The 26,671-nt window shown below is 66.6% G+C and carries 19 protein-coding genes; 8 read left to right on the top strand and 11 right to left on the bottom strand.

The window, feature by feature from the left end; genetic code table 11:
• The first annotated feature begins 125 nt into the window (after window positions 1–125).
• Genes GGR71_RS07045 through GGR71_RS07025 form a run of 5 tightly spaced genes read left to right on the top strand, consistent with a single transcriptional unit; the run spans window position 126 to window position 8,090 of the window.
• A complete protein-coding gene (locus GGR71_RS07045) occupies window positions 126–1,625 on the top strand; it encodes an efflux transporter outer membrane subunit (protein ID WP_221237688.1) in 1,500 nt (499 codons plus the stop codon).
• 3 nt (window positions 1,626–1,628) lie between these two features.
• Window positions 1,629–2,831, top strand: coding sequence for an efflux RND transporter periplasmic adaptor subunit (locus GGR71_RS07040; protein WP_160962676.1), 1,203 nt, complete (start codon window positions 1,629–1,631; stop codon window positions 2,829–2,831).
• Window positions 2,828–5,980, top strand: a complete 3,153-nt coding sequence (locus GGR71_RS07035; RefSeq protein WP_160962674.1) for an efflux RND transporter permease subunit — start codon at window positions 2,828–2,830, stop codon at window positions 5,978–5,980. Before GGR71_RS07040 ends, GGR71_RS07035 begins: the two co-directional genes overlap by 4 nt.
• Entirely contained in the window at window positions 5,977–6,660 is a 684-nt protein-coding gene (locus GGR71_RS07030; RefSeq protein ID WP_048489433.1) for a heavy metal response regulator transcription factor, read from the top strand. Before GGR71_RS07035 ends, GGR71_RS07030 begins: the two co-directional genes overlap by 4 nt.
• On the top strand, window positions 6,657–8,090 hold the full coding sequence (locus GGR71_RS07025) for a heavy metal sensor histidine kinase (RefSeq protein WP_160962672.1): 1,434 nt from the start codon (window positions 6,657–6,659) through the stop codon (window positions 8,088–8,090). The genes GGR71_RS07030 and GGR71_RS07025 overlap by 4 nt, the downstream gene beginning before the upstream one ends.
• Window positions 8,091–8,305: 215 nt before the next feature.
• Here the strand turns inward: GGR71_RS07025 and GGR71_RS07020 are convergent, their stop codons facing one another.
• From GGR71_RS07020 to GGR71_RS07010, 3 genes are read right to left on the bottom strand one after another with little or no spacing between them, the layout of a single operon-like run.
• Window positions 8,306–9,199: an MBL fold metallo-hydrolase gene (locus tag GGR71_RS07020; protein ID WP_160962670.1), complete on the bottom strand. Its 894-nt coding sequence runs from the start codon at window positions 9,197–9,199 to the stop codon at window positions 8,306–8,308.
• A 43-nt stretch (window positions 9,200–9,242) separates the two neighbouring features.
• Window positions 9,243–11,000: a gamma-glutamyltransferase gene (gene ggt / locus GGR71_RS07015; RefSeq protein WP_160962668.1), complete on the bottom strand. Its 1,758-nt coding sequence runs from the start codon at window positions 10,998–11,000 to the stop codon at window positions 9,243–9,245.
• Window positions 10,997–11,281 carry a YfhL family 4Fe-4S dicluster ferredoxin gene (locus GGR71_RS07010; protein ID WP_017908325.1) on the bottom strand — a complete coding sequence of 95 codons (285 nt, stop codon included), beginning with the start codon at window positions 11,279–11,281 and terminating at the stop codon, window positions 10,997–10,999. Before GGR71_RS07010 ends, ggt begins: the two co-directional genes overlap by 4 nt.
• A 347-nt stretch (window positions 11,282–11,628) precedes the next feature.
• On the opposite strand from GGR71_RS07010, the gene GGR71_RS07005 reads away from it, so the two are divergent.
• Window positions 11,629–12,573, top strand: coding sequence for an NmrA family NAD(P)-binding protein (locus GGR71_RS07005; protein WP_184451768.1), 945 nt, complete (start codon window positions 11,629–11,631; stop codon window positions 12,571–12,573).
• On the opposite strand, the gene GGR71_RS07000 is transcribed toward GGR71_RS07005, so the two are convergent.
• The 4 genes from GGR71_RS07000 to rsmD all read right to left on the bottom strand — a co-directional run bounded on the left by GGR71_RS07000 (window position 12,570) and on the right by rsmD (window position 14,840).
• Window positions 12,570–13,067, bottom strand: coding sequence for an AAA family ATPase (locus tag GGR71_RS07000; protein WP_160962666.1), 498 nt, complete (start codon window positions 13,065–13,067; stop codon window positions 12,570–12,572). The two genes, GGR71_RS07005 and GGR71_RS07000, sit on opposite strands and share 4 nt — an antisense overlap.
• Window positions 13,068–13,196: 129 nt before the next feature.
• Complete coding sequence (locus GGR71_RS06995) at window positions 13,197–13,691, bottom strand: hypothetical protein (protein WP_160962664.1); 495 nt, start codon at window positions 13,689–13,691, stop codon at window positions 13,197–13,199.
• A 40-nt stretch (window positions 13,692–13,731) separates the two neighbouring features.
• Entirely contained in the window at window positions 13,732–14,238 is a 507-nt protein-coding gene (coaD, locus tag GGR71_RS06990; RefSeq protein ID WP_160962662.1) for a pantetheine-phosphate adenylyltransferase, read from the bottom strand.
• Entirely contained in the window at window positions 14,235–14,840 is a 606-nt protein-coding gene (gene rsmD / locus GGR71_RS06985) for a 16S rRNA (guanine(966)-N(2))-methyltransferase RsmD (protein WP_160962660.1), read from the bottom strand. The genes coaD and rsmD overlap by 4 nt, the downstream gene beginning before the upstream one ends.
• Before the next feature lie 222 nt (window positions 14,841–15,062).
• Between rsmD and htpG the strand changes: the two genes are divergently transcribed.
• Window positions 15,063–16,967 (top strand): molecular chaperone HtpG, encoded by a 1,905-nt coding sequence (gene htpG / locus GGR71_RS06980; protein WP_160962658.1) that lies wholly within the window; start codon window positions 15,063–15,065, stop codon window positions 16,965–16,967.
• 429 nt (window positions 16,968–17,396) lie between these two features.
• Here the strand turns inward: htpG and GGR71_RS06975 are convergent, their stop codons facing one another.
• The 4 genes from GGR71_RS06975 to GGR71_RS06960 all read right to left on the bottom strand — a co-directional run bounded on the left by GGR71_RS06975 (window position 17,397) and on the right by GGR71_RS06960 (window position 25,107).
• Entirely contained in the window at window positions 17,397–17,912 is a 516-nt protein-coding gene (locus GGR71_RS06975) for a hypothetical protein (RefSeq protein ID WP_160962656.1), read from the bottom strand.
• 510 nt (window positions 17,913–18,422) lie between these two features.
• Window positions 18,423–18,917, bottom strand: coding sequence for a hypothetical protein (locus tag GGR71_RS06970; protein ID WP_160962654.1), 495 nt, complete (start codon window positions 18,915–18,917; stop codon window positions 18,423–18,425).
• Window positions 18,914–19,846, bottom strand: a complete 933-nt coding sequence (locus tag GGR71_RS06965; RefSeq protein WP_160962652.1) for an RHS repeat domain-containing protein — start codon at window positions 19,844–19,846, stop codon at window positions 18,914–18,916. Before GGR71_RS06965 ends, GGR71_RS06970 begins: the two co-directional genes overlap by 4 nt.
• A gap of 29 nt (window positions 19,847–19,875) precedes the next feature.
• Window positions 19,876–25,107, bottom strand: coding sequence for an RHS repeat protein (locus GGR71_RS06960; protein ID WP_160962650.1), 5,232 nt, complete (start codon window positions 25,105–25,107; stop codon window positions 19,876–19,878).
• Window positions 25,108–25,482: 375 nt separating this feature from the next.
• Between GGR71_RS06960 and GGR71_RS06955 the strand changes: the two genes are divergently transcribed.
• Window positions 25,483–26,505, top strand: a complete 1,023-nt coding sequence (locus tag GGR71_RS06955) for an Ldh family oxidoreductase (RefSeq protein WP_184451766.1) — start codon at window positions 25,483–25,485, stop codon at window positions 26,503–26,505.
• Window positions 26,506–26,671 lie beyond the last annotated feature (166 nt).

The raw sequence follows: 26,671 nt of genomic DNA, 5'->3' as shown, positions 1-26,671 counted from the left end.
GCCTGCGACCCGGGCAACGACGGCCGCAGGCGGCGTTCCTGACAGCGCCGTCAGCGAGGCGTCAGCGTGGGGTCGCCCTGCGGCGCCTACGGTGAAGGCCTGTTCCCGCTGCCAGCGCCGATCCCGTGACCGCCCTGCCCTCATCGCCCGCTTCCCGCCGCCTGGCGCCGCTCGCGCTACTGCCGAGCGTGGTGTTGCTGAGCGCCCTGCTCGGCGGCTGCATGGCCGGCCCGGACTACGTGCGCCCGGCGCCGCCGGCCGGCGCGCAGCAGCCGTTCGCCGAGGCCGACAGCCGCTGGACGCCCGCCACGCCGGCCACGGCCACCCAGGCGGTGGCGTGGTGGACCCGCTACGGCGATCCGCAGCTGGATGCCCTGGTCGAGCAGGCAGACCGCGCCAACCAGACCCTGCGCCAGGCCGAGGCGCACTATCGGCAGGCGCAGGCGCTGCTCGGCAGCGCGCGCGCCGCCGAGGCGCCGACGCTGGGCGTGCAGGCCGCGACCACGCGCGAACGCACCGTCACCCCCAAGCCGGGCCTGCGCGATGCCGATACGCTGGGACTCAGCGCCAGCTGGGAACCGGACTTCTGGGGCCGGGTCCGGCGCAGCGTCGAACAGGCCGGCGACAATGCCCAGGCAAGCGCCGCCGACCTGGCGCAGGCGCGGCTGTCGCTGCAGGCCGCGGTCGTGGCGGATTACCTGCAGTTGCGCTTCGACGACCAGACCCTGGAGTTGTACCAGCGCACCCTGGCCGGGTACCGGGACGCGCTGCGGCTGACCCAGGCGCGGGTGCGCGCCGGCGTCGCCAGCGACGCCGACGTGGCCGCAGCCGAGGCCACTCTGCACAGCACCGAAGCGGCGTCGACCGACCTGGCGCTGTCGCGGCGGCAACTGGACCACGCCCTGGCGGTGCTGCTCGGCCACACCCCCGCCGAATTCTCGCTGGCGGCCAGCGATGCACCGCTGCCGGCGCTGCCGCCGACCCCGCAAGCGCTGCCCTCGGTGCTGCTGCAGCGGCGCCCGGACATCGCCGGCGCCGAACGGCGCGTGGCCGCGGCCAACGCCGGCATCGGCATCGCCGTAGCGGCGTGGTTCCCGACCCTGTCGCTGAGCGCCAGTGGCGGCTACGACGGCGCCGGGCTGGCTTCGCTGCTGAGCGTGCCGAACCGGGTCTGGGCGGTGGGCGCGGCGCTGGCCGGCACGCTGTTCGACGGCGGCGCCCGCCACGCGCAACGCGCGCAGGCGCAAGCCAGCTTCGATGCGGCGGCGGCCAGCTACCGGCAAACCGTGTTGAGCGCGTTCCAGGGCGTGGAGGACCAGCTCGCCGCCACGCGCGAACTGGCGCGCGAACAGCAGCAACAGCGCAGCGCCGCCGACGCCGCGCAACAGGCCGAGCGCGTGCTGATGGACCAGTACCGCGCCGGCACCGCGCTGTACAGCGCAGTCATCACCGCCCAGGCCAACGCGCTGGACGCGCAACGCACGTTGCTGCAGGTGCAATCGCGCCAGTTCGGCGCCCAGGTCGCGCTGCTGGTCGCGCTGGGCGGCGACTGGGACAGCGCCCGTCTTCCCGCCGTGCGCAGCGCCTCGCCGGGCGCCACGCCGGCTCCTGTCGTCCCGGAGTAACCCATGTCCATCGCCGCTCCCACCCGCCCCGCCGATCCGCCAGCGCGCCATGCCGTGCCGCGGCGACGCTGGCCGTTCGTCGCCGCCGCGTTGCTGGTCGCGCTGCTGCTGGTGCTGTGGCTGCGCCCCCGCCACGCACCGGCCGCGGCCACGCCGCCGGTGCCGGTGACCAGTGCGTCGGTGCTGCGCAAGGACGTGCCGATCCGCCAGACCGGGATCGGCACCGTGCTGCCGATCGCCTCGGTGACCGTGCACTCGCGCATCGACGGGCAACTGATCGACGTGGGCTTCGGCGAAGGCCAGGACGTCAAGGCCGGGCAGGTGCTGGCGCGGCTGGATCCGCGCACCTACCAGGCGCAACTGGCCGCGGCCACCGCGCAACTGGCCAAGGACAAGGCGCAGTTGGGCAATGCGCAGGCCGACCTGCAGCGCTACACGCAACTGCTGCAGGACAACGCCACCACCCGCCAGACCCTGGACACGCAGAAGGCGCTGGTGACGCAACTGCGCGCCACCCTGCAGAGCGACCAGGCGGCGATCGACAGCGCGCGGGTGCAACTGGACTTCACCACCATCCGCGCCCCGATCAACGGCCGTGCCGGCGCAAGGCTGGTGGACCCGGGCAACATCGTCCACGCCAGCGATGCCGGCGGCCTGGTGGTGCTGAACCAGATCGACCCGATCGCGGTGCAGTTCACCCTGCCGGAAAGCGCGTTCCAGCAGATCAACCGCGCGCTGCATGCCACGCCGGCCAGCGTGGGCGTGGACGCGGTCGACCACGGCAGCGGACAGGTGCTGGCGCACGGCACGCTGGCCCTGCTCAACAACCAGATGGACACCAGCACCGGCACCATCGCGATGAAGGCGCACTTTCCCAATCCCGCGCACACGTTATGGCCGGGACAGACGGTGGACGCGCGCATCACCCTGGGCATGCGCGCCGGCGCGCTGGTGGTGCCGAGCGCGGCCGTGCAGCGCAGCCAGGACGGCGAGTTCGTGTACGTGGTCGGCAGCGACGGCAGCGTGCGCGACCAGCCGGTGCAGGTGCTGGACGAGACCGATGGCGAGACGGTAATCGGCCAGGGCCTGCAGGCCGGCCAGCGGGTGGTGGTGGATGGGCAGTACCGGCTGCATCCCGGAGCGAAGGTGGTCGAAGCCAAGCCCGCCAGGCACACCAAACCGGCCACGACGGGAGCGCACGCGTGAGCGTCTCGGCCGCCTTCATCAAGCGCCCGATCGGCACCTCGCTGCTGGCCATGGCGCTGCTGTTGCTGGGCCTGGTGGCCTGGCCGCTGCTGCCGGTGGCGCCGCTGCCGCAGGTCGACTTCCCCACCATCCAGGTCTCGGCCAGCCTGCCCGGCGCCAGCCCGCAGACCATGGCCTCGAACGTGGCGCAGCCGCTGGAGCGGCAGCTGTCGCTGATTCCCGGGCTGAGCCAGATGACCTCGACCAGCGCGCTCGGCTCGACCCAGGTGACGCTGCAGTTCGACCTGGACCGCAACATCGATGCCGCGGCGCTCGACGTGCAGACCGCGATCAACGCCGCGTCCGGGCAGTTGCCGAGTGCGCTGCCGAGCGCGCCGAGCTTCCGCAAGATCAACCCGGCCGAATCGCCGGCGCTGATCCTGGCGGTGCAGTCGCGGGTGCTGCCGCTGACCCAGGTCAACGACTACGCCGACAACGTGCTGGCGCAACAGATCTCGCGCATCTCCGGGGTCGGCCTGGTCAACCTGTACGGCGCGCAGAAGCCGGCGGTCCGCGTGCAGGTGGACCCGGCCAAGCTGGCGGCGCTGGGGCTGAGCCTGGAGGACATCCGCGCGGTGATCGCCACCACCACGGTGAACGCGGCCACCGGCTCGATCGACGGCGCACGCCAGGCCTTCACCGTCTCCACCAACGACCAGTTGCTGCAGAGCCAGGCCTGGAACGACGCCGTGCTGGCCTGGCGCAACGGCGCGCCGATCCGCGTGCGCGACGTCGGCACCGCGGTGGACGGGCCGGAGAACGCCAAGATCGCCGCCTGGGGCTTCGCCGGCGCCGCCGCGCCGGCCGACAGCGGCATCATCAACGGCCGCGCGATCATGATCGCCATCACCAAGCAGCCCGGCGCCAACGTCATCGACACGGTGGAACAGGTCAAGGCCGCACTGCCCAAACTGATGGCGTCGATCCCGCCCAGTGTCAGCGTCAAGATCCTCGCCGACCGCACGCAGAACATCCGCGCGTCGGTCAGCGACGTGGAATTCACCCTGCTGCTGTCGATCCTGCTGGTGGTGGCGGTGATCTTCGTGTTCCTGCGCAGCGCGGTGGTCACCCTGATCCCGAGCCTGACCGTGCCGCTGGCGATCCTCGGCACCGCGGCGCTGATGTACGTGCTCGGCTACAGCCTGGACAACCTGTCGCTGATGGGCCTGACCATCGCCGTCGGCTTCGTGGTGGACGATGCCATCGTGATGCTGGAGAACATCTACCGGCACATCGAGGACGGCATGGCGCCGCTGCAGGCGGCGCTGCAGGGCGCGGCCGAGATCGGCTTCACCCTGGTCTCGATCTCGGTGTCGCTGGTGGCGGTGTTCATCCCGCTGCTGCTGATGGGCGGCATCGTCGGCCGGCTGTTCCGCGAGTTCGCGGTGACGGTGAGCCTGACCATCCTGGTGTCGTTGCTGGTGTCGCTGACGCTGACCCCGATGCTGTGCGCGCGCCTGCTCAAGCCGCACGCCGAGCAAGCACAGGGGCGCCTGGCGCGCGCGTTCGAGCGCGGCTTCGACGCGCTGCTGGCGGCGTACCGGCGCGGCCTGGAGACGGTGCTGCGGCACCCGCGGCTGACCCTGGCCAGCTTCCTGCTGACCGTGGCCACCAGCGTTGCGCTGTTCGTGGTGATGCCCAAGGGCTTCTTCCCGCAGCAGGACACCGGCTTCATCTCCGGCACCGCCGATTCGGCGCAGGACTCGTCCTCGGCGGCGATGCGCACGCGCATGCTGCAACTGGCCGACATCATCCGCCGCGATCCGGACGTGCTGTCCTTCGGCATGCAGAGCGGCGCCAGCACCTTCAACTCCGGCACCTTCTCGATCGCGCTCAAGCCCAAGGACGACGGCCGTACCGCCAGCGCCGACCAGGTGATCGCGCGGCTGCGCAAGCGCCTGGCGCACGTGCAGGGCGTCACCCTGTTCATGCAGGCCGGGCAGGACATCAACGTCGGCGGCCGCCTGGCCCGCACCCAGTACCAGTACACCCTCACCGACGCCAACCTGGACGAACTCAACACCTGGGCGCCGCAGCTGCTGAAGGCGTTCCGGGCGCTGCCGCAACTGACCGACGTGGCCTCCGACCAGCAGAACGCCGCGCCGATCGCCAGCTTGACCATCGACCGCCAGCGCGCGGCCAGCTTCGGCATCACCCCGCAGCAGATCGACGCGACCATCAACGACGCCATCGGCCAGCGCCAGGTCGCGCAGTACTTCACCCAGCTCAACAGCTACCACGTGGTGCTGGAAGTGACGCCGGCGCTGCAGGGCGATCCGTCGCTGTTCCAGCGGCTGTACCTGACCTCGCCGTTGACCGGCAAGCAGGTGCCGCTATCCACCTTCGCCACGCTCGACACCAGCAAGACCGGCTACCTGTCGGTGAGCCACCAGGGCCAGTTCCCGGCGGTGACCATCTCCTTCAACCTGGCGCCAGGGGCGGCGCTGGGCGATGCGGTGGACGCGATCGGCAAGGCGCAGGCGCAACTGCGGGTGCCGGCCACGCTCAGCGGCAGCTTCCAGGGCACCGCGCAGGCGTTCAGCGCCTCGCTGCGCACCCAGCCGTATTTGATCCTGGCGGCGCTGATCGCGGTCTACATCGTGCTCGGGCTGCTCTACGAGAGCTACATCCACCCGCTGACCATCCTCTCCACCCTGCCCTCGGCCGGCGTCGGCGCACTGCTGATCCTGATGGCCGGCGGCTACGACTTGAGCGTGATCGCGATGATCGGCATCATCCTGCTGATCGGCATCGTCAAGAAGAACGGGATCATGATGGTGGACGTCGCCCTGCATGCCGAACGCGAACGCGGGCTGTCCTCGCGCGATGCGATCTTCGAGGCCTGCCTGATGCGCTTCCGGCCAATCATGATGACCACCCTGTGTGCGCTGCTCGGCGGCCTGCCGCTGATGCTCAGCCACGGCGCCGGGTCGGAGCTGCGCCGGCCGCTGGGCTATGCGATGGTCGGCGGGTTGCTGCTGTCGCAACTGCTGACCCTGTTCAGCACGCCGATCGTGTACCTGTACCTGGACCGCCTGCACGGCTGGTACCTGCAGCGGCGCCAGGCGCGCCGCGCACGCACCGCCGCGCCGGAGGCGCTGCAGCCATGAAGGTGCTGATCGTCGAGGACGAGCGCAAGACCGCCGACTACCTGCAGCAGGGGCTGAGCGAACAGGGCTGCACGGTCGACGTGGCCTACGACGGCATCGACGGCCAGCACCTGGCCCTGCACTACGACTTCGACGTGATCGTGCTCGACGCGATGCTGCCGGGCCTGGACGGCTTCGCCATCCTGCGCTCGCTGCGTTCGGTCAAGAGCACGCCGGTGATCATGCTGACCGCGCGCGACAGCGTGGAGGACCGGGTCAAGGGCCTGCGCGAGGGCGCCGACGACTATCTGATCAAGCCGTTCTCCTTCATCGAACTGCTGGCGCGGCTGCAGGTGCTGGCGCGCCGCGGCCGCGCCCAGGAAAGCACGCTGCTGCGCGTGGGCGACCTGCAGATCGACATGATCAGCCGCAAGGCCGTGCGCGGCCGGCAGCGGCTGGACCTGACCGCCAAGGAGTTCGCGCTGCTGGCGACACTGGCCCGGCACCAGGGCGAGATCCTGTCCAAGACCGCGATCGCGGAGATGGTCTGGGACATGAACTTTGACAGCAACACCAACGTGGTGGAAGTGGCGATCAAGCGCCTGCGCGCCAAGATCGACGTGCCGTTCGACGCGCCGCTGCTGCACACCGTGCGCGGCATGGGCTACGTGCTGGAAGAACGCGAGGACACGGCCGGATGAGCGCGCCGGCGCGGCCTTCGATCGCGCTGCGCCTGGCCGGCCTGTTCGCGGCCACCGCGCTGCTCGGCTTCGCCCTGATCGGGCTGGTGCTGCACCAGGTGCTGGAGCACGAGCTGCGCCGCCACCAGCGCGAGGAACTGCGCTCGCGCATGGACGCGGTGCAGTACATGCTGGTCAACAGCCGCTCGCCGGACCTGGCCGCGCATGCGCATACGCGCCTGGCCAGCGTCTCCAGCGCGCCGGACCTGCGCTTCTGGCTGTGGAGCGAGGACCCGGCGTTCCGCTACGGGCGCGGCGCCGAGGCGATGGCGGCGGCCACGCGCGGCCGCAGCGGCCTGGTGCGCATCGGCGACCCGCAGGCGCTGGGCATCGCCGATGCGCATCCGCAGGCGTGGCAGGCCATCGGCCAGGCGCTGCCGGCCACGCCGGTGCGCCCGCCGGTGCAACTGATCGCGGCGATGGACAGCGCGCCGTTCGCGCTCACCCGGCGCCGTTTCGACATCGCCCTGGCGCTGGTCACCCTGGCCGGCACCGCGCTGGTCGGCGCGTTGGGCTACTGGACCGCCAAGCTCGGCCTGCGCCCGGTGCAGCGGCTGTCGGCCGACGCGCAGCGCATCGGCCCGCACGACCGCCGGCGCCTCGATCTGCCGCGGCTGCCGCGCGAACTGGAAGACCTGGGCGCCTCGTTGAACGCCGCTTTCGACCGGCTCGACGCCGCCTACGCGCAGCAGGAAAGCTTCAATGCCGATGTCGCCCACGAACTGCGCACGCCGCTGGCTAGCCTGATCGGCCAGACCCAGGTGGCGCTGACACGGCACCGCGATGCCGAGCAACTGCGCCAGGTGCTGCAGTCGAACCTGGAGGAACTGGAGCGGCTACGCGCGATCGTCGCCGACATGCTGTTCCTGGCGCGCGCCGAACAGGGCCAGCGCGCGCGCCAGTGCGAGGACGCGTCGCTGGCCGAGGAAGTCGGCAAGACGGTCGAGTTCTTCGAGGTGCTGCTGGACGAGGCCGGCTTGCAGGTGGAGGTGCGCGGCGATGTGGTGGCGCAGGTCGAGAAGTCATTGCTGCGGCGCGCGCTGTCCAACCTGCTGCACAACGCCATCCAGCATTCGGCCGGCGCCGCGCCGATCGTGGTGGAGATCGCGCAGCGCGGCGGCGAGGCGCTGATCGCCTTCTCCAACCCCAGCGTGGCGCTGGCGCCGGAGCATCTGCAGCGCCTGTTCGATCGCTTCTACCGCGGCGACGCCGCCCGCGCCAACAGCCGCGAAAGCCACGGCCTGGGATTGGCGATCGTCAAGGCGGTGGCCAGCATGCACGGCGGGCGCGTGTTCGCGCAGCACCGCGACGGCATCACCACGATCGGTTTTTCGGTGGCGCTGGACGGCACCGCTGCCGCGCCGCCGGCGAACGCCGCACTGCGCTGGTGACGCACGCGCGGCGCGGCGCCACCACGCCGCCCGTGGATGCCGGCGATGCCGGGGAGCCTCTCATCAGCACGGAAGCCCCGCAGGAGCAGCTTCAGCCGCGACGGGCGTTACCAGGAGTGCCCCCGTCGCGGCTGAAGCCGCTCCTACGAGGGGGACGACGTGCCGCGCTGAGCCGCGGCAACACCGAGTGATGAGAGGCGCTCGTCAGCCGCCACTCAGGCCGCCAGCGCGCGCGCCTGCAGCGCCGGTAGTTCGTGCGCGGTGACGAAGCGGCCCTTGGGATCGCGCTGCAGTTGCGCCAGCGCGCAGTCCGGATCGTGGGTGAAGAACAGGTGCACGTCGCGCGCCAGCGCGTCCTCCAGGAACGCACGCTTCTCGTCGATCAGCAGTTCGGCGTTGCGGTCGTAGCCCATGGTGATCGGCACGTGCACCCAGGAGCGGCCCGGGATCAGGTCGGCGCAGAACGCCACCCCGCCGTGTGCCTGGCCGTCCTCGCCGTGCGTGGGGCCGACGATCTCGGCCAGCATCAGCCCCGGCGTGTGCCCGTCGCTGAAACGGAACCGCACCGCCTCGCCGAGCGCGCGCGAATGCTCGCCGTCGACCAGTTCCAGGCGGCCGCTGGCTTCGAGCAGGCCGGGCAACTCGGGAATGAAGCTGGCACGGTCGCGCGGATGCGGCTGCAGCGCACGCTGCCAGTGCGCCGCGCCGACCAGGAACTGCGCGTTGGGGAACAGCAGTTCCGGCGCGGCGCCCTCGCGGTACGGCGCAAGCAGCCCGCCGGCGTGATCGAAGTGCAGGTGGCTCAGCACCACCACGTCGATGTCGGTGTGGTCGAAGCCGGCGGCCTGCAGCGAATCCAGCAGCACGTGCCGCGCCTCCTGCACGCCGTAGCGCTCGCGCAGCGCCGGCGGAAAGAACGCGCCGATGCCGGTCTCGAACAACACCGTCTTGCCGGCCAGCGGGCTGGCCAGCAAGGCGCGGCAGGCCAGCGCGATGCGGTTGCCGTCGTCGGGCGCGGCCCACTGCTGCCACATCGCCTTGGGCGCGTTGCCGAACATCGCGCCGCCGTCGAGTTTCTGCGAGTTGCCTTGGATGGACCAGAGTTTCATGGGCGGGAGTCGGGAGTCGGGATTGGGGATTCGGAAAAGTGCGTCAGGGCGCCGGCGCGGTCTGCAGCACTTCGGCGCTGCCGACTTCGTTGCGCGGGTCGCTGCCGCCGCTGAGCAGGTTGCGGCGCTTGTCCCACTCCACCGTCTGCAGGTTGCCCCAGACGTGGCTGGAGCCGTGCCCCTCCTCGGCCGTGTCGCCGGGCAGCTTGAGCGTATGCCCCATCGCTTCCAGGCCCTTCGCCGTGGCCGCGTCGAAGGTGCCGGTCTCCGCTTCGATCACGTCCGGCAGCCACTGGTGGTGGTAACGCGGCAGCGCGGCGACCTGCTGCGCGCTGAGGCCGTCGTCGTAGCCGAGGATGCCGAGCAGCACCATGGTGATGATGCGGCTGCCGCCCGGGGTGCCGAGCACGATGGCCTTGTCCGCGTTCTCCATGAAGGTGGGCGACATCGAGCTGAGCGGGCGCTTGCCCGGCTTGGGTGCGTTGGCCGCGTAGCCCATCACCCCAAACGCGTTGGGCGTGCCCGGACGCAGCGCGAAATCGTCCATTTCGTTGTTGAGCAGCACACCGGTGCCCTTCGGGATCAACCCGGAGCCGTACAGCAGGTTGACCGTCTGGGTGGCGCCGACGCGGTTGCCTTCGCCATCGATGATGGAGAAATGCGTGGTCTCGTCGTCTTCCAGCGGGGTCGGCTGGCCCGACAGCAGGTCGCTGGGCGTGGCCTTGTCCGGATTGATGGTCGAGCGCAGGCCCACCGCATAGTCCTTGCTGAGCAGGATGCGCTGCGGCACGTGGGTGAAATCCGGATCGCCCAGGAAGAAGGTGCGGTCGCGATAGGCGCGGCGCATCGCTTCCACGGTCAGGTGCACGCGGTGCACCGGGTCCATGGTCTTGAGGTCGTAGCCCTCCAGGATCTGCAGCATGCTGGCCAGGGCGATGCCGCCGGAGGACGGCGGCGGCGCGGTGGTGATGGTCCAGCCCTTGTAGTCGAAGCGGATCGGCGTGCGTTCCTTGACGGTGTAGCCGGCCAGTTCCTGCGCGGTCCAGCGCCCGCCGGCCTGCTTGACCCCGGCCAGCAGCTTCTTGGCGGTGGCGCCGCGGTAGAAACCGTCGAAGCCCTTGTCGGCCAGCAATTGCAGCGTGTTGGCCAGTTCCGGTTGCTTGAACACGTCGCCCGTGGCGATCGGCCGGCCATTGCGCAGGTAGACCTCGCGGGTGCCGGGATAGCGCTCCATCACCTTGCGCCGCGACTGGTAGCCCTCGGCCATGCGCGCATACACCGGGAAGCCCTCGCGGGCGATGCGGATCGCCGGCGCCAGCGACTGCCGCAGCGGCAGCCGGCCGTGCTTGGTCGCCAGCTCCACCAGCGCCGCCGGCAGCCCGGGGATGCCGGCCGACCACGGGCCGTTGATCGAGCGGTCGCGGTCCAGTTCGCCCTTGGCGTCCAGGAACGCGGCCGGCGTCGCCGATTCCGGCGCGGTCTCGCGCGCGTCCAGCATCACGTCCTTGCCGGTCCTGGCGTCGTGCAGCAGGAAGAACCCGCCGCCGCCGAGGCCGGAACTGATCGGTTCGACCACCGACAGCGTCGAGGACACCGCCACCGCGGCGTCGAAGGCATTGCCGCCCTCGCGCAGGATCTGCAGGCCGGCCTCGGTGGCTAGGCGGTGGCCGCTGGCGATCGCGGCGCCGGGCGGATGCGCGGCCGCGGCGGTGGCGGTCGCCTCGGCGACCGGCGCCTCGGCCCACGCCGACGGCGTCAGGACCAGGGCGAGCAGCAGGACACGGCGGACGAGGCTTCTCATGCGGCGGGGGGCTCCTGTGGGTACAACTCGGGGTGGTCGCGCTGCAGGCGTTGCAGCTTGGCCAGCAATTGCGCGTGGGTCTCCGGGATGGCCGGGTCCGGGTCGATGCATTCCACCGGGCACACCACCACGCACTGCGGCTCGTCGAAATGGCCGACGCATTCGGTACAGCGGGCCGGGTCGATCACGTAGATCGTCTCGCCCATGGCGATGGCCTGGTTCGGGCAGGCCGGCTCGCAGACGTCGCAGTTGACGCAGAGCTCGTTGATCTTGAGGGACATGTGGCGCACTTCGGCACTGACCGGTGCAGTTTACCGGATCGGGGCGGGACGGCCCCGCGAAGGCGGTGCCACGGCGCGGAACGCTGTATCGCCGCCGCGCCGGAACCGGTTGCGCGACAAGCCTGTCGCGATTGACGTCGGCGTTGGCCGCGCCTAGAGTCGCCGCGTCGAAAATGGCTGGCCTGGTCTCGGTAGGCCCAGGCCCTTCTCCGCGCTGGCGGAGAGGCTCTGTTCGCGCCGTGCTGCGCGATTCCCCGACAGTCCCCGTGTCCATCGTCCCGGGGTCTGTCCGTGGGCCGCCTTCGACCGGGCTAACTGCGGCGGATCCCTCCAGCAGGAGCCAACCCATGTCCCCGATTCCGCTTTCCGGTCCCCTCCTCGTCTCTCTCGGCAACGGCGTGCAGGGCGGCGCCGTGGTCCGCGCCGCACGCCGGCACGGGCTCGCCGTCCGCGCCCTTGTCCGTGTCGGCGCTCCCTCCGCGGCGCTGCATGCGCTGGGCGCGGAGGTGGTCGAAACCGACCTGGACGATGCCGCCGCCGTGCACGCGGCCAGCCGCGGCGTCGCCCACGCTGTGCTGCAGTTTCCCGCTGGCCCCGGCGAGACGACGCTGGCCCGGGCCCGGCTTGCGCTGGAGGCCGCGCGCGCGGCGCGGCTGCATTCGGTGGTGCTGAAGCTGAGCAGCGCGCCGCTGCCGGCGCCGTGCCCCGAACCCAGCCTGCGCAGCAACGCCGCGCTCGCGGCGCTGGCGCGCGGCGCCGGCCTGCCCTGCGCGGTCCTGTGGCCGACGCTGTACCTGGACAACCTGCTGAAGCCCTCCGCGCGCACCGAGATCGCCGCGCATGGCGTGTTCGCGCCGCCGATCGCCGCCACGCAACGCATCGCCTGGACCTCGGCCGACGCCTGCGCCGAGGCCGCGCTGGCGCTGCTGCGGCACGGCGCGCACGGCGGCAGCTACCGGATCGCCGGCACCGAGAGCCTGACCGGCGCGGAACTGGTGCAGCGGCTCAGCGCCGGGCTCGGCCGCCCGGTGCGCTATCGCGCGCAATCGCTGGACGCGTTCGAGCGTGAAGTGGATGTCGCGCTGGGCGCCGGCCATGGCCGCGTGGTGGCATCGAAGTTTCGCTTCTTCGCCGAGTATCCGCAGCAGGCCGATGCGCTGCTGGCCGCGCCGCTGCAGGCACAGCCTGGACTGGAGGATTTCCAGCCTGGGTCGATCGACGACTGGATCGCTGCGCATCGGCAGGCCTTCCTGGCGTCATCCTCCGCGCCGGGCGGTCCGCCCGCCGACTAGTCCAGCGGCGGCGGCAACCGCGCGCGGCTGTGGCGGATCAGCAGGGTCTTGGCGCGAAACGGAGCCAATTTGGCCAGCAGCAGCGCGCGCTCCTGGCTGTAGTAGTCGCGGCTCCAGTCCAGCATCTGCGGCAGCCGTGCCAGGGTCGGCCGGTAGGCGGCGGCCTCCAGGCCAAGCCATTGCCGACCCAGCCGCAGCACGATCTGCAGGGTGGTGCGCCAGGGGGCCGCATCGATCACCACGATGTGGTCGGCACGCGCGATCGCCGCGTCGGCCCATTTGAACTGCACGCCTTCGACGATCCAGCGCTCGTCGTCGACGATGCGCTGCAGCAGCGGCAGCTTTTCCTCGAGCGGGCGACGCACGTCGCCCTCGGGGCGGCGGACCCAGTGCAGATCGTCCAACGCATGGCAGGCAATGCCATGGCGGCGGCCGAGCCGGCGCGCCAAGGTGGTCTTGCCGGCGCCGGTGGGGCCGGTGATGAAGATCCGCATCGCCTGTGCCTGCCTGGAACTGCGGAACTGCGCGACGGCACCCGGCACGTCCGCGCAACGCGGCCGCCCATTGCGGGCGGCGCGGGATGGCGGGACCGGCGCGCATCGGCGCGCCGGCCCGCGCGGGGCTTACTTTGCTTCGACGAAGATGTAGTCGGCGCCGGTCGGCTTGACCACGGCCTCGACGCGGGCGTTGTCGGCCGGAGCGCCGATGTAGACCACGCGCACGCCCTTCATGCTGTTCGGCTCGACCTTGGCGAACGCCGCGGCGATCAGGTCGGCCATCTTGGCCGAGGCCGAGGAGCCGAACGCCAGCATGTTGCCCGGCTGGATGCCGCGGCCGATGGCGGTGGTGGCGCTTTCGACCTGGCGCTCGTACTTGGCCTGGAACTCCGGATCCGATTCCGGCGGCAGGTAGTACAGGAACGGGCTGTTGGTGACGGTGCCCATGTTCTGGATCGCCACTTCCTGCAGGTACTTCTTCCAGCCGGCGTCGTCGTCCTTGGCCGGGGCGGTCAGCGCGGGCTGCGCGTCGGCGGCCGGCTTGGCGGCCTCTTCCTTCTTGCAGGCGGTGAAGCCCAGGGCCAGCGAAGCGATCAGCAACGCGCGTGCGGTGGTGTTCATGGAACGGCTCCCTCTGTGTCGTCAGTGAATGGTGGACGGCTCAGCGCTGCGCGGCGGCCTGGCGGGCCTGGACCAGCGCCTGCACCACCGACGGCGGCACGAAGCCGGAGACGTCCCCGCCCAGGCGCGCGATCTCGCGCACCAACGAGGACGAAATGAAGCTGTGTTGCTCGGCCGGGGTGAGGAACAGCGTCTCCACCTCCGGGATCAGATGCCGGTTCATGCTCGCCATCTGGAACTCGTATTCGAAATCGGACACCGCGCGCAGGCCGCGCAGCAGCACGCCGCCGCCGACCGAGCGCACGAAATGCGCCAGCAAGGTGTCGAAGCCCAGCACTTCCACGTTGCGGTGCCCGGCCAGCGCCTCGCGGGCCAGCGCCACCCGCAGTTCCAGCGGCAGGGTCGGCCCCTTGGACGGGCTCTGCGCCACGCCCACGATCACCTGCTCGAACAGCGGCGCGGCACGGTTGACCAGATCGATATGGCCGTTGGTGATCGGATCGAAAGTGCCGGGATAGACGGCGATGCGGCTAGGGGCCACGGTCATGCGTCGGGTACCGCGTGAAGGTCGCCGGGAAGTGTAGCAGCGGTGCGCCGGTACAGGGCAGCGCGCACCTCGCGGCTGCCGCCCTCGCGGTACAGCGCCCAGGGCGCGGGCGGCACCGGTGCCTGCCCGGCCGGCGATTCCAGGTACAGCCAGGCGTCGGCCGCCAGCCGCGCCGGTAGGCGCTGCAGCACCGCGTCCCACAGCCCGGCGGCGAACGGCGGGTCGACGAAGGCGATGTCCGCCGGGGCGTCGGCCGGCGCGTCGGCCAGCCAGCGCAGCGCATCGCCCTGCACCACATGCACCTGGTCCTGCGCCTGCAGCCGCGCGACCGTGGCACGCAATTGCGCCGCCTGGCCCGGGTCGCGCTCGACCAGCACCGCAGCGGCCGCGCCGCGCGACACCGCCTCCAGGCCCAGCGCGCCACTGCCGGCGAACAGGTCCAGCACCCGCGCCCCGGGCAGCACCGGCTGCAGCCAGTTGAACAGGGTCTCGCGGACCCGGTCGGAGGTCGGGCGCAGCCCGGCCAGGTCCGGCACCGGCAGCCGCGTGTTGCGCCAGCGCCCGCCGATGACCCGCACCTGGCCGCCGCCGGGACGGCTCATCGGCAGCCTCGCAGCGGCTGGGACAGGCGGGACGGGGAACGCAGGAACGGCATGGGCGGCGGGCAGTGGGCGGCGCGGAAACGGGGTCCGGATCATAGACCAGCGCGGTGTCGCGCGTATGCGCCGCGCAGCGCTTGAAGCCGGCCGCGACCGCCACCATGTCGGCCGGCAGAGCCGCGCCCTCCTCCGCGCGGCCGCCCATCCTTCATGGAGCACCTACCGATGAGCGTGGAAACCCAAAAAGAAACCCTGGGCTTTCAGACCGAGGTCAAGCAGCTGCTGCAGCTGATGATCCATTCGCTGTATTCCAACAAGGAGATCTTCCTGCGCGAGCTGATCTCCAATGCCTCCGACGCGGCCGACAAGCTGCGCTTCGAGGCACTGGTCAAGCCGGAGCTGCTGGACGGCGACGCGCAACTGCGCATCCGCATCGGCTTCGACAAGGACGCCGGCACCGTCACCATCGACGACAACGGCATCGGCATGAGCCGCGAGGAGATCGTGGCGCACCTGGGCACCATCGCCAAGTCCGGCACCTCCGAGTTCCTCAAGCACCTGTCCGGCGACCAGAAGAAGGACTCGCACCTGATCGGCCAGTTCGGCGTGGGCTTCTACAGCGCCTTCATCGTCGCCGACCAAGTCGACGTGTACAGCCGCCGCGCCGGCCTGCCGGCCAGCGAAGGCGTGCACTGGTCCTCGCGCGGCGAAGGCGAGTTCGAGGTCGCCACCATCGAGAAGGCCGAGCGCGGCACCCGCATCGTGCTGCACCTGAAGGACGACGAGAAGGATTTTGCCGACGGCTGGAAGCTGCGCGGCATCGTGCGCAAGTATTCCGACCACATCGCCCTGCCGATCGAACTGCCCAAGGAACATTACGGCGAGGACAAGGACAAGCCGGAAACCCCGGAATGGGAGACCGTCAACCGCGCCAGTGCGCTGTGGACGCGGCCGCGCACCGAGATCAAGGACGAGGAATACCAGGAGCTGTACAAGCACATCGCCCACGACCACGAGAACCCGGTGGCGTGGAGCCACAACAAGGTCGAGGGCAAACTGGAGTACACCTCGCTGCTGTACGTGCCCGGCCGCGCACCGTTCGACCTGTACCAGCGCGACGCCTCGCGCGGGCTCAAGCTGTATGTGCAGCGCGTCTTCATCATGGACCAGGCCGAGCAGTTCCTGCCGCTGTACCTGCGCTTCATCAAGGGCATCGTCGATTCCAGCGACCTGCCGCTGAACGTCTCCCGCGAGATTCTGCAGTCCGGCCCGGTGATCGACTCGATGAAGTCGGCGCTGACCAAGCGCGCCCTGGACATGCTGGAGAAGCTAGCCAAGGACGACGCCGAACGCTATCAGGGAGTGTGGAAGAACTTCGGCCAGGTACTGAAGGAAGGTCCGGCCGAGGACTTCGGCAACCGCGAGAAGATCGCCGGCCTGCTGCGCTTCGCCTCCACCCATGGCAGCGACGGCGCGCAGACCGTGTCGCTGGCCGACTACGTGGCGCGGATGCAGGAAGGCCAGGACAAGCTGTACTACCTGACCGGCGAGAGCTACGCGCAGATCAAGGACAGCCCGCACCTGGAAGTGTTCCGCAAGAAGGGCATCGAAGTGCTGCTGCTCACCGACCGCATCGACGAGTGGCTGATGAGCTACCTGACCGAGTTCGACGGCAAGTCCTTCGTCGACGTGGCGCGCGGCGACCTGGACCTGGGCAAGCTCGACAGCGAGGAAGAGAAGCAGGCCAAGGAAGAAGCCGCCAAGGCCAAGCAGGGCCTGGTCGAGCGCATCCAGAACGTGCTGAAGGACGAGGTCTCCGAGGTGCGCGTCTCGCACCGCCTGACCGACTCGCCGGCGATCCTGGCCATCGGCCAGGGCGACCTGGGCCTGCAGATGCGGCAGATCCTGGAAGCCAGCGGCCAGAAGCTGCCCGAGAGCAAGCCGGTGTTCGAGTTCAACCCGGCGCACCCGCTGATCGAGAAGCTGGATGCGGAAGCCGACGGCGAACGCTTCGGCGACCTGGCGAAGGTGCTGTTCGATCAGGCGGCGCTGGCGGCTGGCGACAGCCTGAAGGATCCGGCGGCGTATGTGCGTCGGCTCAACAAGTTGTTGTTGGAGTTGTCGGCGTAAGCCTGAATATGTGAAGTGGGTGTGGAAACGAAGCCGGCGATTCGCCGGCTTCGCTTTTTCTGGATCGTGCGTAAGCGAAGGGGAATCGCACGGCAGATTGTCTGGAAGAACACGTCACAGCGAAAAAACCACCATTCCGGGTTCTCCAGCCAGCGCTCGCATGTTCCTGACCGGATAGGCCTCGGGCGTGTTTGAGGTCGAGCAATCCAGCCACTAATCGCAGCGGCAACAGGAGGCACCGCGCACAGCATCAGCCGGCAACTGCAACGGCGGCGTCTGCCCTGAGGCAGGCCAAGGCTATGACGCATGTTTGGAACGTGAAAGAAAATTGCGACCTGCCTGCCCAAAACCGGCAGATTGGCTCCCGCCGACGCAAAGGCTTGCGGCACAAGGTCATACGAGTCTCTTAAGAGACAGCCAATTGACGAACTACTTCGAGCCTCTCACACCTGACAGAGATTTAACTAAACTCTCAAAATTAGGCTCCACAACCGCATTGGTCAAATATCTATCACCCTCGAAGTCGACAATTATCTGACCTTCCGGAGACCCAACGCGATACATATAAGATCCAATTTTTTCAAACGCACCATCTATATCCACAACGAGAGGACACTTACTTGAATCAGCGGTATTGAAATCACTGGCGGGTTCCAAGAACAACGTATACGCCTCACCAACCTCCAACTGAACATTGGAGCAAAATTTATTGTAGCCTGCAGCAGAGGCTTCAGGCGACTGCAACCACACAATCGTTTTCTCATCAATCGATATCATATAAATTTTATTACAATATCTTGCCTTGTCAGAACAGAAGCCATAAACCTCCAAAACTTTCCCCGCGATCACCGCAGTCGATTTTTCGAACAATTTCTCTATTGATCTGTTTGAAGGCGATGACCCGAAAACTGAAAGCGGGAAAATGATCAACACAAAAATCAACATAGATATAATTCTCACAGTCAGTCCTCTTTGATATTCTCTACTGACGCGCGTCTTAGCTCAAGCAGACAAACACCAAACCGTCAGAGCTGTTGTTCACGGTAAGCAACTGTAGGCTGGCGTTGTAGAAGTGGCTATTGTCGAGACTGCCAACATCTTTGACCATCGTCAGATCATCGAGCGCGTGTAGCTGCTACGATGCGAAAACCCGCAAAAGACGCCTGTACCTCTATAGATCAATCGCTTCAATAAGCTCCATGCCAGGATCAAATGCCGTCGAGCATCCTTAAACAGGAGGTGGAGGCCCTCGATTAAATCGCATTGGCCGACCATAAGGCTGGAGAAATTCTACGAACAGCCCAAAGAACCAAAACAAAAGATCAATAAATACAATTCCATGATGCCTCTCCAATTATTATTATTGGTGACGGAAATTCAACTCCGGAGTACTATTTCCGCAGCGAAATATTTAAGTAAGTCCTATATAATAATACCCCAACATCACGACATTCATTAGGAGGAAGCACGCTGCGCGCAAACACTCGTCTCGTGCTCCAGATCTCTTACCCAAGCATCTCTGTAAATTTTTTTAACTGCTTTATCTTCCAGCGCTTTTTTTAACCAGAAATTTGCTCGGACACAATCCGAAACCCTTAAAGCTATCGAAAGATTCTGCATGGCGATAGCATCACCATTCTCCGCGCCAATTTGATACCAATATCTTGACTCATCCGCCCTATTTAATTCAGAAAATTCTTGACCAATCATTCTGGCTATCATTCCATCTCCAGCCAAAGCCCTTTGTGCAGCAAGCCTGTCAACATTAACGAAAGATTTTCTGTCAAGATCGGAATACCTATCCTTCATATCCCGACTTTCAATTCTTTGCTCAATAATTACATATCTTTTAGAGTCAGACTCGGTTACCTCACTTGAATCGAACTGATTACAAGCAGTCAACTGAATCGCGAGTAAAGCACCAGCTATAAAACCTATATTTCTGTTCATGGATTGTTAGCCCCGGGCTTTATCTCTGATACCGGCCTAATATGTGATCCAGTAGGCGCATCCACCGCGGTAAATGAAACTGTACCATCACTTTTTTGGGTAACCGAACCAATCCGACCGCCCGAACTTCCATCTTTATTAAAAACTTCAAAATATCTGCTATAACCAGTACCATCCTTCTTGGAATTTACAGTGTAAGTTATATCACCATCTTTATTCTCCCCCCTTCTGACATAACCAGTACCCGCAAGCACCTTTGTATTAAAATCTCGAGCCAACGCTCTGGGCACAGACCCGAACCCCAAATGACAACCACCAAGGAATATATAATCGCCCTTTTTATAATTTTGAGCTATATCATTCTTTAGAGAGTTATAGCTTACTTCCGGCCCTTTTATTGCCTCCCTATCATCTCTATAGCCCCTATCCCAAGAATGCCCCATGACTGTAGTGAAGCCAGGAATGTCGAATCTTTCGGCTGCGGAGTAAAGCGGATCCGCCCCAAGCCCCATAAAATTGCCCCCATAGAAATAATTTACATCCGATCTTCCATCTGGATCAATAAATTTATATGGATTGTTAGTGGCATACTTGTATCGATTAAAGTTCACGCCATTGTTCATATTCGCTGCAACAGGATCAACCGACAAAAATTTCCCAATCACCGGATCATAGTACCGCTGCTGCATGTATGTCAGCCCGGTCGCCGCATCCTGCACATGCCCGGTGAACCCAGGCCCATCGGTCACAGGACGGTTGAGCAATTTGCCGTAAGGCTCGTACTCGCTGGTCTCGATCAGGTTGCCGCTGGCGTCGGTTACCGCGATCGGCGTGCCCAGCGCATCGGTGTGGAAGTACTCTACCGTTTCGGCCAGCGCTTGCACCGGGAGCGCAAGCAGCAGCACCCAGAGCACCCCGATCCACGACATGACGCTTCCTGCTTTCTTGTGTCGGATGCTCACTTGCCCTTCCCCCCTTCGGCCTGCGGCGTGAAGGCCGCCGACCACGCCGAACAGCCGTTGTCGTTGCAGGCGCGGACCTGCACGGTGTTGACCGACCCGGTCTTGTTCAAGGTGACGTTGGTGTTGGGGCCGGAGTAGCTGACAGCGCCCGTGATCTCGTAACGCGTCGCGCGCGCGCTGGCGGTCCAGTCGAGTTCGAATCTCACCGGCGACGTATTGAGGTAGCGGTAGCCGCTATTGAAGGATGGGGTCGCCGGTGGCGAGGTATTCACCACCGTGGTCTGGGTGTTGGAGTACGGTCCGCAGCCGGCCACGTTGCAGGCCTTGGCCCGGTAGGCATAGCTGCCGTTGCCCTTGCCGGAGAAGGCCTGGCTGGTGGCATTGGCGTTCTGCGTTACCGTCCAGCCACCGCCATTGGCGCTTTCTTCCAGCGTGTAGCTGCTGGCGGTGGCCACGCCGCTCCAGCTCACCGTGTAGCCGTTGACGCCGGCACTGGCCGGGGCGCTCAGGCTGGGTGCGCCGGAGGGGGCGAAGATGACCTGCGTGGAGGCGTTGCCCGAGTACGGCCCACAGCCGGCCGCGTTGCAGGCCTTGATCCGGTACAGGTAGGTGCCAGCGCCACGGCCACTGACGCCTGAGCTAGTCCCGCCCACCGAGGCGATCCCGCTCCAGGTGCCGCCGCCGTCGCTGCTCTCTTCCAGGTTGTAGCTGACCGTGGTGGCGACCGTGCTCCAGCTCAGCGTGTAGCTGCCGGTGGTGTTGGTCGCTGGCGCACTCAACGATGGCGCCGAGCCCGGCGCATAGACCGCCTGCACCGTGCCGGTCCCCGAGTACGGGCCGCAGCCGGCGGGATTGCAACCCCGCACGCGGTAGGCGTAGCTGCCGGCGGCCTTGCCGCTGTAGGCATTGCTCTGCGCGCTGCCGCTGTAGGACACGCTCCAGCTGCCGCCGTTGGCGCTTTCCTCCAGCGAGTAAGTGGCCGCGCCGGTGACCGTGCCCCAACTGATGGTGTAGTTGCCGACCACGCCGGTGGCGGGCACGCTGATGCTGGGCGCGTCGCTGGGCGCGAATTGCACCACGGCCGTTGCGGTCGCGCTCCACGCGCCACAGTAGCTCCCCAGGCAGGCACGGGCGCGATAGGCGTAGCTGCCGGCCGACTTGCCGGAGATCGCCTGGCTGGTCGCGGTGCCCGAGTACAGCGCCGTCCAGTTGCCGCCGCTGGCCTGCTCCTGCAGCTCGTAGTGGTTGGCCGAGGCCACCGTCGTCCACTGCACGCTGTAGCTGCCGGAGCTGCTGTAGCCGGGAACCGTCACGCTGGGCGAGGCCAGCGTCGGCAGGTTGCTGACCTTGGCCAGCAGGCTGCCGCCCAGGTAGACGTACTCGGAGATCTTGCCGACGCGCTCGTCGCGCTGATAGCGCAGCACGCCGTCTTGCCCGTACAGCGAGACGATGTCGCCTAGGCTTGGGCTGCTCGCCAGCACGCGGCGGCCTTGCGCGTCGTAGCGGTAGGTCTCCACGCCGGTGACTTCGCGCAGGCGGTTGCCCTTGTCGAACACGTAGTTGACGCCGTTCTTGTTGGACAGGTTGCCCTGCGCGTCGTAGCTCAGGCCGATCACCGCCGAGTTGTCGGAACTGTTGTTCACGCTCAGCAGTTGCCGGTTGGCGTTGTAGAAGTAGCTGTAGTCGCGGCTACCACCGACCTTGACCGCTGTCAGGTCGTCCAGCACGTTGTAGCTGTAGCGCGCGAGGTTGTCGCCACCGAACATCGCCGACTGCGTGCTGGTCAGGCGATCCAGGCCGTCGTAGCCCATGCTGCGCGTCTGCCGTCCACGCGCGTAGTCGGTGATGGCGCCGACGTTGCCGTTGGCGTCGTACGTATAGCCCAGGTCGAGCGGATTGCCGCCGCCGCTGTCGCTGCTGCGCGCCGGCAGCTGGCGCGCGTTCTGCGCCATGGTGTGCACGATGCCGTTGCCGTAGGTGAACTGCTTGATCGCCCCGTTCGGGTAGTAGCTCACACCCAGCGCATAGCCATTGGCCTGGGTCGCCTGCCCCAGCGCATTGGGCGCGTAGTTCAACACCAGTCCCGATGGATAAGTGACTCCGGCCGGATGGCCATTGGCGGTATAGGCATAACCGAGGCTCAAGGCGCTGGAACCTGGTTGCGTCATGCTCTCGCTCAGCAACAGGCGGCGCTTGCTGTAGGTATACGTATTGACTACGGCATTGCCGCCGTTGCTGTTGTTGGTGGTGACCTGCGCCGGCAGGCCATCGGCGGTGTAGACGAAGGACTGGTTGCCGACACCATCGGGGAACGCCAGGGTGGCCAGGCGGTTGCGTGCGTCGTAGCTCCTGCCAACCTTGGCGCCGGCGGCCACGTCGGTGCGGTTGCACGAGGACGTCGAGGTGTAGCCCTGCCCGCCGGCCGACCAGGCCAGGTTGCCGGCGGCATCGTAGTCCATCACCGTCGCGCCGGTCTCCGGCTCGACGGTCTTGCACAGTTGCTGGTAATCGTCATAGACGTAATTTCGGGTCACCGCCAGCGAGCTATCGCTGTTGCGGCGATGGATCGCCAATGTCTTGCCGAACACATCATGCGGAATCTCGGTAACGGCGCCCTCAGGATGCATGATCCACACCGGCCTGCTGTAGTCCGGTTGATCGAACACTTGGAAACCGGTGGTGGTCTGTTGGCCTCGAGGATTGGTCACCAGGGTCCGGACACCACTCAAGTATTCGGTCCGTGTCGTCAACAGGCCCAATTCGCTGTCCTGCGAGACCGACGTGGTACGGCCAAGGGCGTCGTACTCGGTCCAGGTCCCCGTACTGAGCGCGTCGCTGCTTCCGGGATAGGAACTGAAGGTGGTGCGGCCGTCGTAGTCGTAGGCGAACTTCTGGAAACGCTGCGTCCCGGCTTCGTTGCCGACATCGAACTCGCGGGTGAGCACGGGGCGCCATAGCGCATCGAAATAGGTCAGCTTGCGCGCGTTGCCGGTAGCCACCGTCTGCCGCCAATGGCCGGCAGCAAGCCCATACTCGCTGCCACCGACCTGCTCGAACGACTGCGTGGTGGCGTTCCAGGAAACGGTGTCGTTGGCCGGATAGGCAATGCTCGACAACCGGCCCATGGTGTCGTAGCCATAGCTGGTGGTGTAGCCGTTCTCGTCCGTGGTCGAGGTGATCCAGCCGCTGTCGTTGACCGTGGCCGACTCGGTTGTGCCGTCTGCATAACGGATCGATTGCGGGACACCGCGCTTCCAGCTGGAAAGCGTGGTGATGTTGGCGTTGCCATCCTTCGCCGTCGCCAGCGTACCGTCGCTGTTGTAGCCCAGGCTCAGGCGCAACTTGCCGAACGACCAGCGCTGCGACGGCATCGCGTTGCCGTCGAAGCTGGTCTGCGATTCGACCAGTCCTGTATCGCTGTTGGTGTTCTTTGCGCTCTGACCGAGGATCCACTTGCCCAGGTCGTCGTAGTACTCGGTCGCATCCGTCCGCGAATGCCATGGGCTGGCGCGAGTGACGCTGAGCGTACGCGCGAACGCATCGAAGCCATTCGCGGTCCAGGTATAGGAAACACCGTCCTGCACCACGGTCCTGATGCGCAGCGGCCGCAGCACATTGGTCAGCGGATTGGGAATGCCCAGCAAGGATTGGCCCATCTCGGCCGGAAACGGCTGCGCGGCCACGTCGCCGTCGGCGAAGTAGGTGTTGCTGGTCTTGGACAGCGTATTGCCGCTGGCATCCAGTGCCGTGGTGCTCAACAGGCGTCCGTCGTTGAGACCGTACATGAAGCCGAATTCGTAAGCCGTGGCTGTACCGTCCGGATTGGTGACTTTGACCGTCTTGCTCGGCACACACGTCGGGCAAGGATCGGTGGCTTGCCCCGAGGTGTAGAACTTCGTTGCAGGCGTGTCGGCAGCATAGTTCCAGGTCTGCTGCGCCAGGCCTGGTCCCGTCACCGTCTTTGACGTCAGTATGTAATTGTCGAAATAGCCAGGCACATAAGGAACAGGTGGCTGCTGTCCGGCGGGCAACGCGCAGCGGATGATGGGCGTGTGATTGCGATATTGACGCTCATAGCTGATCGCAAAAACGCCAACAGCGCCTGACGGATGCGTGACCTGCAACGATACCGCACCATTCATCGGGTCCGGCTCGGACGTGCAGTTGCTTGCACCGCCACCGGCCGGCGGCTCGCGCGTCGGCAGCATGTTGCCGCTGGCGATGCTGTAGATCCATTGCGACCCATCGGGCTGGGTGACGGTCTTCAGACGATAGGCGCCCTGCGGCGTCGGGTACGCCGTACTGAGTTCGTAGCCATAGGTCCAGGTCTGACCGTTGGCCTGGACGCTGCTGATCAGATCGCCGCTGTAGTTCAGCGCGATGGCACGACCGTCGCTGGATTGGATCGAGGACAGCTTGTCCCCGGTGTAGCTATAGGTGACCCAATTGCCGAAGCGATCTTCGATGCGACTGGCCATCAGCGCGATGCGCGCGCGCGGCGCCAGGTTCCCCGTCCCTTGAAAGGACATGGCGTAGGGCTTGATTTGCGTCGCGATGGCATAGTCGAAGTAGTACTTGACGCCCGCCGGCGAGATGGCGAGAAATCCTTCACCCGCGTAGTTGCTGACGTTGGCCAGGCAGCCTAGGCGCCAGCCATCCTTGGTGATCCAGGGACGGCTGACGCCGTCGGTGGGGCGAGGCGTCTTGGTCTGGTTGTCGACCAGCATTTCCTGCTCGCCGGCCCCCGGGACATGCAGGTAGTAACCATGCCAAACATCATCGGCAGTGCCGGGATAGGTGATGCCGTTGACCGTCATCGCCGCATCCGGCCGACTCGGCAACGAACAACGTGCGGCCGGAGAACTGCTGGTCGTCACCCAGCCCTTCCCGGCCAGGAACTCGCCATAGACGCGCGGCACATCGATTTCCCAGTCGCCGAATCCTTTGGCCACGTACTCCTGGCGACGGTTCATGACCTTGAACTCGCGTCCGAGCGCGACTGGCAATGCGTTGTTGCCAGGCACGCTGACATCGGTCGCGTGGAAGCTCACGCTACGGTCGTACAGGCTGACGCTTTCGCCGAAGATGTCGCCCTTCAACGGGCCAACCACCTGCGACGCCTTGATCTTCTTTTCGTACTCCTCATAGGGCGCCACGTCGTCTGCCGCGTACGCACGCGCGCACAGGCACAGCAACACCATGCCGATCACCAGCCTAGCCTTGAACATCGCTTGCCTCTTCCCTTTCAGCCCGATGCGGGCCGAATCCCCCTGAACGATCGCGAGGCTCCAGCGAGTATCGCGATAACCAAAATCGCAACGATACAAACCCATCGCGCCAAGGCGCGAGGCAAGCGGTCGAACGAAAATCCCCTTCGGGCCAAGCGATGGCCGTGCCGGATTATCAATCTGATTCAGGGATGGCTGTCAAGGAATTTTAGCGCCTCGCTGGCGACGCTGCCTCCCGATTCGGTAATGGCAGCTCGCCGTGAACCAATGGACCTCATTGCAATCGGGTCCAAGCCACCCGGTTCGCGCTGACGGTTCTCACCAGGCTCAGTGCGGGCGAGAATCAAACCCTCCCTCCCGCCCCCTGATTTTTCGATGACCACCAGCCACACCATCACCCTGTCCCTGGACCAGGCCACCGCCCTGGTCGAGCGCATCCTCTCCCACGCCGGCTTCAGCCCGCCGCACGTGCAGGCGCTCACCCACACCATCGTCGCGGGCGAACGCGACGGCTGCGCCTCGCATGGGCTGTACCGGACACTTGGCTGCGTGGCGACGCTGCGCAACGGCAAGGTGGCGGGCGATGCCGAGCCTGTCGTGCACGACCATGCGCCCGGCATCGTCCGGGTCGATGCGCGTGGCGGGTTTTCGCTGCTGGCGTTCGAGCGTGGGCTGCCGCTGTTGATCGAGAAGACCCGTGCCAATGGCCTGGCGGCAATGGCGATCAACCAGTGCGTGCATTTCTCCGCGCTGTGGCCGGAAGTCGAACGCATCACCGAGGCCGGTCTGGTCGCGCTGATCTGCAATCCCAGCCATGCCTGGGTCACACCGGCCGGCGGGCGCACGCCGCTGCTGGGCACCAACCCGCTGGCGTTCGGCTGGCCGCGTGTGGACGCGCCGCCCTTCGTGTTCGATTTCGCCACCAGTGCGGTGGCGCGTGGCGAGATCGAGTTGCGCCGCCGTGCCGGCCAGCCGATTCCCGAAGGCTGGGGCGTCGACGCGGCGGGCGCGCCGACCACCGATCCGGCCGCGGTCGCCGATGGCGGCGCGATGCTGACCTTCGGCGGGCACAAGGGTTCGGCGCTGTCGGCGATGATCGAGTTGATCGCCGGCCCCTTGATCGGCGACCTCACCAGCGCCGAGTCGCTGGCCCACGATGCCGGCGCTGGCGCGGCGCCCTATCACGGCGAACTCATCCTGGCGCTGGATCCGGCACGCTTTCTCGGCGCCGACCGGGCCGCGCATCTGGCACGTGCGGAAGCCTTTTTTGCGGCCTACGAGGCCACCGGGGCGCGCTTGCCGTCGCAACGCCGTTACCAGGCGCGGGAACGCAGCCAAAGCGAAGGCGTGCGGATTCCGCACGCCCTGCATCAGGATCTGCTGGCCTTGCTCGACTGAGGGGCACCGCTAGTCACCCACTTTGCCGGGAACTCGGCGGGACACGGCGTTGTCGTGTAGGAGCGGCTTCAGCCGCGACAGGCATCACCGGTAATGCCGCGTCGCGGCTGAAGCCGCTCCTACGAGTGGGCTTCCGTCTTTACCGGGTACGCGGCGCAATCGTATA

The sequence above is a fragment of the Xanthomonas sp. F1 genome (assembly GCF_014199855.1).
Note: the sequence above shows the minus strand (reverse complement) of the source record. Positions and strands in the feature narration are given on the sequence as shown.

Bases quoted from the DNA above. Each gene is read 5' to 3' on its own strand.
- GGR71_RS07040 (WP_160962676.1), top strand. From the start codon at position 1,629: ATGTCCATCGCCGCTCCCACCCGCCCCGCCGATCCGCCAGCGCGCCAT.
- GGR71_RS07030 (WP_048489433.1), top strand. From the start codon at position 5,977: ATGAAGGTGCTGATCGTCGAGGACGAGCGCAAGACCGCCGACTACCTG.
- GGR71_RS07025 (WP_160962672.1), top strand. From the start codon at position 6,657: ATGAGCGCGCCGGCGCGGCCTTCGATCGCGCTGCGCCTGGCCGGCCTG.
- GGR71_RS07020 (WP_160962670.1), bottom strand. From the start codon at position 9,199: ATGAAACTCTGGTCCATCCAAGGCAACTCGCAGAAACTCGACGGCGGC.
- ggt (WP_160962668.1), bottom strand. From the start codon at position 11,000: ATGAGAAGCCTCGTCCGCCGTGTCCTGCTGCTCGCCCTGGTCCTGACG.
- GGR71_RS07010 (WP_017908325.1), bottom strand. From the start codon at position 11,281: ATGTCCCTCAAGATCAACGAGCTCTGCGTCAACTGCGACGTCTGCGAG.
- GGR71_RS07005 (WP_184451768.1), top strand. From the start codon at position 11,629: ATGTCCCCGATTCCGCTTTCCGGTCCCCTCCTCGTCTCTCTCGGCAAC.
- GGR71_RS07000 (WP_160962666.1), bottom strand. From the start codon at position 13,067: ATGCGGATCTTCATCACCGGCCCCACCGGCGCCGGCAAGACCACCTTG.
- GGR71_RS06995 (WP_160962664.1), bottom strand. From the start codon at position 13,691: ATGAACACCACCGCACGCGCGTTGCTGATCGCTTCGCTGGCCCTGGGC.
- coaD (WP_160962662.1), bottom strand. From the start codon at position 14,238: ATGACCGTGGCCCCTAGCCGCATCGCCGTCTATCCCGGCACTTTCGAT.
- rsmD (WP_160962660.1), bottom strand. From the start codon at position 14,840: ATGAGCCGTCCCGGCGGCGGCCAGGTGCGGGTCATCGGCGGGCGCTGG.
- htpG (WP_160962658.1), top strand. From the start codon at position 15,063: ATGAGCGTGGAAACCCAAAAAGAAACCCTGGGCTTTCAGACCGAGGTC.
- GGR71_RS06975 (WP_160962656.1), bottom strand. From the start codon at position 17,912: ATGTTGATTTTTGTGTTGATCATTTTCCCGCTTTCAGTTTTCGGGTCA.
- GGR71_RS06970 (WP_160962654.1), bottom strand. From the start codon at position 18,917: ATGAACAGAAATATAGGTTTTATAGCTGGTGCTTTACTCGCGATTCAG.
- GGR71_RS06965 (WP_160962652.1), bottom strand. From the start codon at position 19,846: ATGTCGTGGATCGGGGTGCTCTGGGTGCTGCTGCTTGCGCTCCCGGTG.
- GGR71_RS06960 (WP_160962650.1), bottom strand. From the start codon at position 25,107: ATGTTCAAGGCTAGGCTGGTGATCGGCATGGTGTTGCTGTGCCTGTGC.
- GGR71_RS06955 (WP_184451766.1), top strand. From the start codon at position 25,483: ATGACCACCAGCCACACCATCACCCTGTCCCTGGACCAGGCCACCGCC.